We start from the raw sequence: 12253 nt of genomic DNA on the forward strand, positions 1-12253 counted from the left end.
AATAACAGTTCTGGGCATATGCGTGTCAGATACGGCGGAAAATCGCCTGTATCTGACACGCATATGCCCAGAACGTCGTATATGAACCGTATATGCCCAGAATAACCGGTCGGATTATGCCCAGAATCCCATGCACGGACAGTCCACGGCCAGTTAACTGGTCCGATTATGCCCAGAACATCACGCACGGGCAGTCCGCGACCGGACGATCGGCCAATAATCGGCCCGATTATGCCCAGAATCCCATGAGCAGCGGCCCTAGGCCTACTTGTCGAGTTCGAGGGCCTTGTTCAGGGCGTCCTCGAGCTGCTGCTGGGCCTTGCCGTAGGCGGTCCAGTCGCCGTTCTTCATGGCGGACTGGCTGTCCTTCATGGCCTGGGCGGCATCCTCGAGGGCCTGCTGCAGCTCCGGGCTGCGTGCCGCGCCCGAACCGGATGTGCCGGAGGACGTGCCGCCGGAAGCACCGGAACCGGAACCGTCGGCCTTGCCCTGATCGGACTGGTCCGTCGAGCCGTTGTTCGCATCGCCGGACTGACCGCCCTGTTCGTCGGACGAGCCGGACGAGCCAGTCGAACCCTGCGAGGCCGAGTCGGATCCATCCGCGTTCTGCGCATCGCCCGCGGCCGCACCGGAATCGCCACCGAACACCTGATCGAGCGCCTCGTCCAAGGTGTCCGCGAAACCAACCTGATCGCCGAAGGCCACCAGCGTCTTCTTAAGCAGCGGGAACGACGTGGTGCCCGAGGACTTGACGTATACGGGCTGCACGTAGACGAGACCACCACCGAGCGGCAGCGTGAGCAGGTTGCCGCGCACCACCTGGGTGTCGCCGGATTGCAGCAGGTTCAGTTCCTTGGACACATCCGCATTGGCGTTGAAGTTGTTCTGCGCCTGTCCGGGGCCCGGCACGTTCGAGTCCTTCGGCAGCTCCTGCAGTCGGATGGTGCCGTAGTTCGGACCGATCACGCCCTTCTCGCTACCCGCGTCCGAATCCACCGACAGGAAGCCGGTCAAGATCTCACGGGTGGACTGGCCGGCCGGGATGTACGTGGAGGTCAGGGAGAAGATGGGCTCCTCGGTGCCGCCGGTCTGCAGCGTCAGGTAGTACGGCGGTTGCAGGATGTCCTGGTCCTGCTGGGCCTGGGACTCGGTGGGGTCCACCGGCGTCTGCCAGAAGTCCTCACCGGAGTAGTACTGGTTGGCCGAGGTGACGTGGTACTTGGAGAGCAGGTCACGCTGGACCTTGAACAGGCCCTCCGGGTAGCGCAGGTGGCTCATCAGGTCGCCGGAGATCTCGCTCAGCTGGTGGTACTGGCCGGGGAAGATCTTCTCCCACGCCTTGATCACCGGGTCGGACTGGTCCCAGACGTAGAGATCCACGGAACCGTCGTAGGCGTCCACGGTGGCCTTGACCGAGTTGCGAATGTAGTTGGCCTGCTGGGAGCCGAGCGAGGAGACCGTCGCGGAGGACACCGTGGTGGAGTCCTTCGTGGAGGTGCCCAGATTCGTCATCTGCGAGTACGGGTAGGCGTCGGAGGTGGTGTAGCCGTCGACGATCCACTTGACGCGACCGTCCACCACCGCCGGGTACACGCGGCCGTCGAGCGTCAGGTACGGCGCGACCTTGGCCACGCGTTCCTTCGGCGAGCGGTCGTAGAGGATCTGCGAGTCGGAGGTCACACGGTCGGAGAAGAGGATCTGGTCCGAGCCGAAGCGGATCGCGTACAGGATGCGGGAGAGCAGGTTGCCCACGGACGGGCCGCCGTCGCCCTTGAACGTGGTCAGCGCGCCCTCGGAACCGGTCGGGTAGTCGAACTCCCACGGCTGGGTGCCTTCGGGGGCGCCCACGATGGAGTACTCGGTGGTGTTCGGGGAGAAGTAGATGCGCGGCTCGTACTTCTCGGCATCGGTGAGCTTGCCCTGCGTGGGGATGCCCGACTCGAAGAACTCGGGCTGGCCGTCGGCGGTCACCTTGTTGCCGTAGGCGGCCACCACGCCGTATCCGTGGGTGTAGACGGTGTGGTCGTTGACCCAGTTGCGGTTGTCGTTGCCGTCGAGGTCCAGCTCGCGAGCGGCGATCACGGTGTCCTGGGAGACGCCGTCAATCTCGTACTTGTCCACGGCGAGGGTGTCGGCGAAGGTGTAGTACTGCTTGGACTGCTGCAGCTGCTTGAACGTGGGGCTGACCACCTGCGGGTCGAGCAGTCGGATCTGGGCGGTGGTGTCCGCCTCCTTGGCCAGTGCGCCCTGCTCGCCCTTACTGGTGACCGTGTACTGCTCGGTCTTGAGCTTGTCGAGACCGTAGGCGGCGCGGGTGGCGTCGATGTTGCGCTGGATGTAGGTGGATTCCATCTCCTGGGCGTTCGGGTTCACCCGGAAGCGCTGCAGCAGCAGCGGCCATGCCATCGTGAGCACGAGGGAGACCACCACGAACGCGGCGACCGAAACCACCGGCACGCGCCATGCCTTGATGGCCGCCGAGGCGCGCACGCCAAGGGACGCCTGGCCTTCAAGCGCATGGGAGCGCATGAGCCACACACCGAGCACCACGCCGAGGATGGCGGTGAGCGCGGCCATGATGAAGGTGACCGGGATGTTGGCGTGCACTGCGGTGTAGGAGGCACCGGTGATGCGCGAGCCCTGCACGGTGAGCTGGTCGAACACGCCCACGGCCTGACGCGCGGCCCAGGCGAACATGTTGAGCATGAACCAGATGGCGATCTGGCGGCGGGCGCGCTTGGTGATGGCGAACAGGCCACGGCCCTTGACGGGCATGGTCAGGCGGATGCCGCCCATGAGCACATGGGTGATCAGGGAGAACACCAGTCCGACGCCGAGCAGCATGGCCACGGCCGCCAGCACGAGCTTGAGTCCCGGCAGCACGAACACGTAGAAGCCGGTGTCCAGTCCGAACTGCGGGTCGGTGACGCCGAAGCTCTGGGCGTTGAACATGAGCAGGATCTCGCTCCAGTTGGCGTTGAACTGCGCGCCGAAGATCACGCCCACGATGAGCGAGACCACCACGGCCACGCGGCGGGCGGTCTTCGAGCTGAAGGACTTGCCCACTTCAATCACGTCGCCGTTGATGCGGATGGTCGAGCCGTCCGCCGCGTCCGGGCGGGCGCGGATCGCCAGCCATGCGGCGACGAAACCGGTCAGCGCCATGAGCAGCGCGTACGCCACCCACAGTCCCACCTTGACGCCCAGCTGGGTCCACACCACGGATTGGAAGCCGAGCTGGCCATACCACATGAGATCCGTGATGAAACGGGACAGACCGAAGAACAGACCCACGATGACGACCAGCGCCAACACCACGCCGATCAGCACCTTGGTGCCACGGCTCGAATCGCCGCCCGAGCCGGCCGGCATGCGGGTCAGTCGCGGATTGCCGGGGCCGTGCGGCGGGCGGGTGCCTCCGGCGTTGGAGACGCGTCCGGCGCCACCATGGTCGGGGCCATCCCCATCGGCCTCGACGTCAAGAATGATCGGATCGTCGTCATCGGCCTTGCCGCGGCGTGAATCGCCGTCTCCGTTGCCGAACAGTATCGAGAAAGGGTCGTTGAAAGACATGGTCCCAGCCTACAGACAGGTCGGGAATGGGGATTATGCCGCGAGCGCACAGGCTACTTCCAGCGAACCCGGCCGACGCGCAGGAGCACACCCTGACCTACTCTTGGGAATCATGAGAAGAGTTCGTCCACGCCATCTACATGTCTCCCGTTCCGTCCGCAAGGCCTCCCATGTAGGCATGGTGGTCGCAGCCGTCATCTGCGTGCTGGCGCTGGCTTTGGCGGGCACGGTGGCCTACGGGTGGCGCACGGGCGCGTTCGACTTCCTACGCGGCGCGAACGCCGCATCCGGCTCGGGCACCGGCGCGAAGAACGCCGCGGACGGCGGTGGGAACCAGTCGCTCAACCGCATCTCCTCCCCCAAGCCCGACGATTCGGCCGCCGCCCAGGCGCGTCGGCTGGTCTCGGCGATGAGTATGACGGAGCGTGTCGGACAGCTCGTCATGGTGCCGCTGTTCGCCGGGACCGACCCGTCGGCCTTGGCGTCGACCATCCAGAACGACCACGCGGGCTCGGTACTCATCATCGGCAATTGGACCGGCGGCACCGCGAGCGTGAAGGCCGCGGCCGACCAGTTGCAGGGCTATGCGCCGAGCGGCAACCGGCTCATCATCGCCACCGATCAGGAAGGCGGACAGGTGCAGCATCTGACCGGCACGGGATTCGACGTGATGCCCTCGGCCGTCGAACAGGGGGCGATGGGCACGGATCAATTGCGCGCATCGGCCAAGACGTGGGGGTCGCAGCTGACGGCGGCGGGCGTGAACGTCGATCTGGCACCGGTGCTCGGCACGGTCACGGTGGATCGCGCCTCGAACGCCCCGATCGGCGCGCTGAACCGCGACTTCGGGCTGGACGCCGCAGGCAATGCGGCGCATGGCGTGGCGTTCGTCGAAGGCATGCGGGACGCCGGCGTCGAAACCTCGGTCAAGCATTATCCGGGTCTGGGCGCGGTGACCGGCAACACGGACTTCACCGCCGAGGGCATTCTCGACACGACCACCACGTTGGACGGCAGCGAGATCGGCGCGTTCGATACGGCCATCAGGCAGTCCTCACCGGCCATGGTGATGATGTCGCTGGCCACCTATCAGGCCATCGACCCCGCGAATCCGGCGGTGTTCTCCTCGGCGATCATCGAGAAGCACCTGCGCGGCGACCTGGGGTATGACGGCGTGGTGACCTCGGATTCACTGTCCGCCGAAGCCCTGAGCGGCTACGACGCCACACAGCTCGGCGTGAGGATGGTCGAGGCGGGAGGCGACCTGGCCTGCATCGGTCAGGTGGACTATGCCGAGCCGATTCTGCGCGGGCTCAACATGCAGGCCTCGGCCGACGAGGCGTTCGCCAAGAAGGTGACCGAATCCGCCGTACGTGTGATGACGTTGAAGATCAGGATGGGTCTGGCACAGGCGAAGTAGCGGGCCGGGGCCGCCGGTCTCTACTCGTCGTGGACGTGCGAGTATAGGCCGTGCTTGCCGATGTATTGGACCACGCCGTCCGGCACGAGGTACCAGACCGGCTCGTTGTGCTCGGCACGGCGACGCACATCGGTCGAGGAGATGGCCAAGGCGGGGATTTCGAGCGTGTCCACCTTGCCTTCGGGCAGGGTCACTCCGTCGGGACTGGAATATCCCGGGCGGGTGACGGCCACGAAGTGGGCGAGGTCCCACATGAGTTCGGCGTCCTTCCACTGCATGATCTCGGCCACGGCGTCCGCACCGGTGATGAAGAACAGCTCCGCATCCGGATGCTGGGCGCGGATGTCACGCAGCGTGTCGATGGTGTAGGTGACGCCCGGACGGTCGATATCGACGCGCGAGACGGTGAACTTCGGATTTGAGGCGGTGGCGATCACGGTCATGAGATACCGGTCCTCGGCGTTGGTCACATGCTTGTCCAACTTGAAGACGGGCCGGCCGGTGGGCACGAAGATCACCTCGTCCAGGTCGTAGACCCATGCGACCTCCGATGCGGCGACCAAATGGCCGTTATGGATCGGGTCGAAGGTGCCGCCCATGATGCCGATGCGCAGCCGGCTATGCCAGTTGCCGCGCGCCGAAAGCCGTCCACGGCCGTGTCCGGCATGCTCCATGTCCTGACCGGACAGGTCGCTCATGCGTCGGGCGCCCTCACCGCCGGGTTCGCCCGTTGCGATGCGGTCGCCCCCATTCCGGGCCGTCCTCGGGTCCCGTCCCATCGGGCGGTCCGGCTCAGGCATCTGCCCTGATTCCGATTCCACGGTCTCCGCGTACTGTACGGCGACGAGTTCGGCCGGTTCGCTGCCGCTCATGCGATGCCGTCCTTGTCGGCCGCCTGCGTCTCCTGCTCGATCTCGTCGGCCGTGGGGTCGCCTTCCTGTGGGTCGATCTTGCCCATATCCTCGTTCCACTCGTCCTGGACCACACGGCGGATCTCCGCGAACGTGGGCAGCGGGAAGTCCGGCTGGTAGAGACGACGAATCTCGGCCACCCGCTCGGTGATGCGGATGAGCGTGTCAGTCATGCCGTCGATGTCGCCGTCGCGCTCCATCTGCGAGAACTTGGCGATGTAGCCTTCCATGAGTTCCATGTGCTCGCGGACGGTGTGCAGCTGATCGTCGTCCAGATCCACCACATCGGGCGAATCGGTCTCGGGCCAGCCGATGAGCACGGCGTCCGCATACTCCAGCGACGCACGCTGGGCGGCGGAGGCGATGCCATCCTCGATCTGGACCAGAAAGACGTACCGCACGATGCTCAGCCGTTCGGCCGCGATCTTCAGTCCGAGCTTGCCGTCCTGCGCCTCGCCGGCGGTATCCTTGATGTTCTCGCTCATGCGCGCACCTGTCCTGTTCCGTAGCCGATCCATTTGGTGGTGGTCATCTCCTGCAACCCCATCGGACCGCGGGCGTGCATCTTCTGCGTGGAGATGCCGAGTTCGGCGCCGAAGCCGAACACGCCGCCGTCGGTGAAGCGGGTGGAGGCGTTGACCATGACCACTGCCGAGTCTATACGCTTGGTGAAGGTTTCGATGGCCTCGTAGTCCTCGGCGATGATCGATTCGGTATGGCCGGTGGAATGCCGGTTGATGTGTTCGATGGCCTCGTCCAGATCGGCGACCACCTTGACGCCCATCCTGAGCGCGAGATACTCGGTGTCCCAATCCTCGTCAGTGGCGTGGTTGAGCGCGGCGCCTTCGATGGCGGCGCCTTGGATGATGTCGTAGGAGACGGTGTCCGCCTGCAGCACCACGTCCGCCTGCGCAAGGGTCGTGGCGATGGCGGGCAGGAACTCGGCGGCCACATCCTTATGCACCAGCAGCTTCTCGGCGGCGTTGCACACGCCCACGCGCTGGGTCTTGGCGTTGAGGATGATCGGGATGGCCTTGCCGAGGTCGCCGGAGCGGTCCACGTAGATGTGCACGTTGCCGGCCCCGGTCTCGATGACGGGCACCTTGGAGTTGCGCACCACGGCCTGGATGAGTCCCGCGCCGCCGCGCGGCACGAGGACGTCGATATGGCCGCGCGCCTCCATCATGGCGGTGGCGCCCTCGCGCCCGTACCGGTCCACGGACTGCACCAGCGCCGGGTCGAAGCCATGGCTTTCCAGCACGTCGGCGATGACGGACAGCGTGGCGGCGTTGGTGCGTTCGGCGGCGTGACCGCCACGGAGCAGCGCTGCGTTGCCGGATTTCAGGCACAGGCTCGCCACGTCCACGGTGACGTTCGGGCGGGCCTCGTAGATCATGCCGATGACGCCCATGGGCACGCGTGTCTGCGTCAGGCGCAGACCGTTGGGCAGGTTGTAGCCGCGCACGATCTGCCCCACCGGGTCAGGAAGAGTGGCCACATGCCGCACGCCTTGTGCGGCGGCGGCCACACGCGGGGCATCGAAGAGCAGACGATCGAGCTTGCCGGCATCCATGCCGGCATCCCGTGAGGCGATCATGTCAAACTCGTTGGCGCCGGCAATGTCGTCGGCGTGGGCGTCAAGCGCGTCGGCGATGGCGAGCAGCAGTTCGTTCTTGGCCTCGGTGTCGGCCTGCGCAAGCCGACGCTGAGCCTGGGCGGCGCGGTCGGCCTGCGCGCACACGGCGTCGAATACCTTGGTGGTCAGTTCATCGCTCATAACAGACAAGGGTAACGCACAATGCGGCATGCCGCCTGTTTCGGGCCGTTTCTCACTGAGCAGGCAGGAAATACGACTTGGCTCCCCTCCTTGAGAGTAGCCGCCGGCAAAGCCGACTGAGGGGAGTTACGAGCTGGTTCCGCGACTCCCCTCAGTCTCACTTCGTTCAACAGCTCCCCTCACGGAGGGGAGCCGGTAAATCAGCAATCAGTAGATCAATCAGTAAATCAGTGGATCTGGTCGAGGTCAGGATAGAGCGGGAAGTCCTCAACGAGCTTGTCCACGCGGGCCTTGAGCGCGGTCACGTCGGCGGACGGGCCGGCGGCGAGCGCGGTGCCGATGATGTCGGCCACCTCCTCGTATTCCTTCGGCCCGAAGCCGCGCGTGGCGAGCGCGGAGGTGCCGATGCGCAGGCCCGAGGCGACCGAGGCCGGGCGCGGGTCGAACGGCACGGTGTTGCGGTTGATGGTGATGCCGCAAGCGGCCAGCAGATCCTCGCCCTGCTTGCCGTCCATCTCGGAGTTGCGCAGGTCGACCATCACCAGATGCACGTCGGTGCCGCCGGTGAGCACGGTGATGCCGTTGGCCTTGACGTCGTCGGCGAGAAGACGGTCGGCGAGGATCTTCGCGCCGTCGAGCGTGCGCTGCATGCGGTCCTTGAATTCCGGGGTGCCCGCCACCTTGAAGCTCACGGCCTTGCCGGCCACCACATGCATGAGCGGACCGCCCTGCTGGCCGGGGAACACCGAGGAATTGAGCTTCTTGGCATACTCCTGCTTGGCCAGGATGAAGCCGGAGCGCGGGCCGCCGAGCGTCTTGTGGGCCGTGGAGGAGACCACGTCCGCGTACGGCACCGGGCTCGGGTGCAGGCCCGCGGCGACAAGACCGGCGAAGTGGGCCATGTCCACCCAGAACTTGGCGCCCACCTCGTCGGCGATCGCCTTCATGGCCTTGAAGTCCTCGATGCGCGGGTATGCGGACCAGCCGCCGATGATCATGGCGGGGTGGGTCTCGAGCGCGCGCTGGCGGATGATTTCCGGGTCGATGCGGAAGGTCTCGGGGTTCACGCCGTAGGCTTCGGCGTGGTAGAAGCGGCCGGAGAAGTTGATCTTCATGCCGTGGGTCAGGTGGCCGCCGTGGTCGAGGGCGAGGCCGAGCACGGTGTCGCCGGGCTTGACGAGCGCCTGATAAACGGCGGCGTTGGCCTGTGCGCCGGAATGCGGCTGGACGTTAGCGTATTCGGCGCCGAACAGCGCCTTGGCGCGCTCGCGGGCGATGGTTTCGATCTGGTCGACGTATTCGCAGCCGCCGTAGTAGCGGCGTCCGGGGTAGCCCTCGGCGTACTTGTTGGTGAGCACAGAGCCCTGCGCCTGGAGGACCGCGCGCGGCACGAAGTTCTCGGAGGCGATCATCTCGAGGCCGTCCTGCTGGCGGTGCAGCTCGGAGTCGAGCAGTTCGGCGATCTCAGGGTCGGCGGCGCTGATGGGCGCGTTGAAGGCGTCGGTGGCTTTCTGGGCGAGTGATGAAGCGGTCATCTGTGCTCCTTTGTCGGTGTGGGCAACGACTGGCATGCCGTTTGGGCGTCGAGTGTACGACGTGTTTGTGGCCGCGCTGTTTCCTCCGTGCGCCGAATCGGGCGAATTGTCCCGATGATTGGCAGAAAAACACGGGACATGCCGTCTCGAGATATGGACTTGACCGCATGGGCTTGACCACGAATCTCCCCGATTCGCGAAACGTGTCCTCGATGCCGATCTGTCGGGCAATCCGTCGAACGATACGCCGCACAATCTGTCATGCGAGACGCCGCACCGCCTACGCCCATGCCGCACGCTAAAATGATGAGGATTCGATCCACCCCTTAATAAGGCTGTTCGTCATTCACAGACTAAGGATTTCAACCGTGGCTACCACCTTCCATTCCACCCGTTCCACCACCGACTCGCTGACCGCCAAACAGGCGATCCGCAAGGGCATCGCAGACGACGGCGGCCTGTTCGTTTCGGACGACCTGGGCAAGACGAAGGTGGACGTCGCCTCCCTTGCCGGCAAGTCCTACCAGCAGATCGCGGCCGAAGTGCTCAGCATCCTGTTGCCGGATTTCTCCGCCGAGGAGCTGGGCCAGTGCATCGTCGACGCCTACGGCAGCCAGTGGTCGGATGAGCGCATCACCCCGCTCAAGCCCCTGGGCGACGACTACGTCCTCGAGCTGTTCAACGGCCCGACCTCCGCGTTCAAGGACGTGGCCCTGCAGATCCTGCCGCGCTTCATGGCGCACACCACCCCGGTCGGCGGCGACGCGGACGAGAAGATCATGATCCTGACCGCCACGTCGGGAGACACGGGCAAGGCTGCGCTGGCCGGCTTCGCGGACGCGCCGGGCACCGCCATCACCGTCTTCTACCCGGAAGGCAAGGTGAGCCAGGTGCAGGAGCTGCAGATGACCACGCAGACCGGCTCGAACGTGTCGGTCGCCGCCGTCGAGGGCAACTTCGACGACGCCCAGTCCGCGGTCAAGCGCATCTTCGGCGACCGTGTGCTGGCCAAGAAGCTCGCCGCCGACTCGCATGTGGTGCTCTCCTCCGCGAACTCGATCAACGTGGGCCGTCTGGTGCCGCAGGTCGTCTACTACTTCTCCGCCTACGCACAGTTGCTGGAGCGTCAGGTCATCAACGTGGGCGACGAAGTGGAGTTCGTGGTGCCGACCGGCAACTTCGGCGACATCCTCGCCGGCTACTACGCCAAGCTGCTGGGTCTGCCGGTCAAGCACCTCGTGGTGGCCTCCGACAAGAACAACGTGCTGTTCGACTTCCTCACCACCGGCACGTACAACCGTCAGCGTCCGTTCTTCCAGACGATCTCGCCGTCGATGGACATCCTCATCTCCTCGAACCTCGAGCGCATGCTGTACTACTTCTCCGAGGGCGACACGCGACTGATCGCCATGCTCATGAACGACCTCAACAAGTGGGGTACGTATGAGGTTCCGGAGGAGCTGCTGGCCAAGATCCGCCAGATCTTCGGCACCGGCTGGGCCGACGAGGATCAGGTGCGCGAGTCCATCAAACACTGCTGGGACGAGAACCACTACGTCATCGACCCGCACACCGCCTGCGGCTACTACCTGCTCGAGCAGATGCCGCGCGACCCGTTGACCCCGCGCGTGCTGCTCTCCACCGCGAGCCCGTACAAGTTCCCGCGCGTGGTGAACGAGGCGCTGGGCTTCGACGCCACCGGCACCGACTTCGAATGCATGGACGTGCTCTCGCGTGAGACCGGCACCACCGCCCCGGCCGCCCTGCGCGGGCTCGAGACCGCCGAGGTGCGGTTCACGAACGTCGTGCCGATCGACGGCATGGAGCGTTTCGTGGCCAACGCCGCCGAAGCGCTGTAAGCGTCCCGGCGAATCGTCCTCGAAGGAACCATGACGAAGGGGTGATGGCACGTAGCCATCACCCCTTTCCGTTGTCGCGTCGATGGTCCGACCAACGTGGCATCGGGCTGATGGAATCGGTTGCGGCGGCACCACCATGGCCTTCCGAGCCCGATCCCGTCACTTTCCGCCATGACCACCCCGCTTCCCCACTCTCGGAAACTCTCGGAACACCTCCCATACCGGACGCCTCCCATACCCCTCCACTACGAAAACGGGACGAAACGTAAGTCAGGAACGACCCTGTGTTACGTTTCGTCCCACTTGGGCACTCCAAAACGGGACGAAACGTAACATGGCATCGTCGCTGACTTATGTTTCGTCCCGTTTTCCCGCCTCACAGCGGGCTTCGGCGGGATTGAGTGCCGTCACAGGTCCTTGGCATTGAAGATACGGATGGCGACGAACAGGGACGCGCCGTATGCGACGACGCAGAGCACCACACCGACCAACACGGCATGCCACGGCACCGACAGGAACTCGAAAACCGTCAGGATGACGGACTGCCATGCGACCGGCAGGAAGGAGAGCAGCGCCATCAGCAGGTAAAGGGAGCCCATGATGACGGCCGCCACAATCATCAGCTGCCTGACGCCGAAACGATAGGTGCACGCCAGCATGATGGACCCGAATACGACCACTGCCGCGAACACCGTCGCGCACGGGGCGAAGAAGTCGGAGAAATCCGCACCGCCTTTGAGCAGCGCGTCGAAAACGAGATTGCACACGCCGATCGTCACGCTCCACAAAGCCGCGGCATACAGCAGGTAGAAGAACCTGCCGATCACCTGCGGGGTGCGGGCGATTGGAACCAACCCGGCCATCGCGCGATGACCGTTCTGGTCCTCCATCACGCTCGGCCCCAGAGCCATCGACCATCCCGCCACCGCGGACAGTCCGGTAATGCCGCCGATCAGCCCGCTGGCCACACGGACATCCATGCCAGCGAATTTCGTCAGCACAGCAAGCAGCAGGGAAATCGCGACCACACCCAGCAACAGCAGCACATCGCCCGGCCCGAACGACCCGACGCGGGTGGCGTCGAGCCGCAGCTGGACCAAGGCGGACCGCCACAGCGGCCTGCGGGATGAGGACCCGGGAGAAGTCCCGGCGAGGGCAACAGCAGCCTTGTTCATGGC

8 protein-coding genes are annotated in these 12253 nt (G+C 65.2%); 2 read left to right on the forward strand and 6 right to left on the reverse strand.

The features are described from left to right. Positions 1-264: 264 nt before the first annotated feature. A complete protein-coding gene (locus BMYO_RS06380; protein ID WP_094667660.1) occupies positions 265-3573 on the reverse strand; it encodes a UPF0182 family membrane protein in 3309 nt (1102 codons plus the stop codon). Positions 3574-3751: 178 nt separating this feature from the next. Here BMYO_RS06380 and BMYO_RS06385 point away from each other — a divergent pair, with 178 nt between their 5' ends. Continuing rightward, positions 3752-4993, forward strand: coding sequence for a glycoside hydrolase family 3 N-terminal domain-containing protein (locus BMYO_RS06385; RefSeq protein WP_233428182.1), 1242 nt, complete (start codon positions 3752-3754; stop codon positions 4991-4993). Positions 4994-5013: 20 nt separating this feature from the next. On the opposite strand, the gene nadD is transcribed toward BMYO_RS06385, so the two are convergent. From nadD to glyA, 4 genes are all read right to left on the reverse strand, one after another. After that, a complete protein-coding gene (nadD, locus tag BMYO_RS06390) occupies positions 5014-5691 on the reverse strand; it encodes a nicotinate-nucleotide adenylyltransferase (protein WP_094667741.1) in 678 nt (225 codons plus the stop codon). 170 nt (positions 5692-5861) lie between these two features. Continuing rightward, on the reverse strand, positions 5862-6389 hold the full coding sequence (locus BMYO_RS06395; protein WP_094667662.1) for a phosphoribosylglycinamide synthetase: 528 nt from the start codon (positions 6387-6389) through the stop codon (positions 5862-5864). Further along, positions 6386-7681, reverse strand: coding sequence for a glutamate-5-semialdehyde dehydrogenase (locus BMYO_RS06400; protein WP_094667663.1), 1296 nt, complete (start codon positions 7679-7681; stop codon positions 6386-6388). The genes BMYO_RS06395 and BMYO_RS06400 overlap by 4 nt, the downstream gene beginning before the upstream one ends. 227 nt (positions 7682-7908) lie before the next feature. Beyond that, on the reverse strand, positions 7909-9216 hold the full coding sequence (gene glyA / locus BMYO_RS06405; RefSeq protein ID WP_094667664.1) for a serine hydroxymethyltransferase: 1308 nt from the start codon (positions 9214-9216) through the stop codon (positions 7909-7911). Positions 9217-9584: 368 nt separating this feature from the next. On the opposite strand from glyA, the gene thrC reads away from it, so the two are divergent. After that, positions 9585-11075, forward strand: coding sequence for a threonine synthase (thrC, locus tag BMYO_RS06410; protein ID WP_094667665.1), 1491 nt, complete (start codon positions 9585-9587; stop codon positions 11073-11075). Positions 11076-11482: 407 nt separating this feature from the next. Here the strand turns inward: thrC and BMYO_RS06415 are convergent, their stop codons facing one another. Then, positions 11483-12250 (reverse strand): ABC-2 transporter permease, encoded by a 768-nt coding sequence (locus BMYO_RS06415; RefSeq protein WP_158216959.1) that lies wholly within the window; start codon positions 12248-12250, stop codon positions 11483-11485. Between the last annotated feature and the right edge of the window lie 3 nt (positions 12251-12253).

The organism is Bifidobacterium myosotis, assembly GCF_002259745.1.
In the GTDB taxonomy this organism is placed as follows: Bacteria; Actinomycetota; Actinomycetes; order Actinomycetales; family Bifidobacteriaceae; genus Bifidobacterium; species Bifidobacterium myosotis.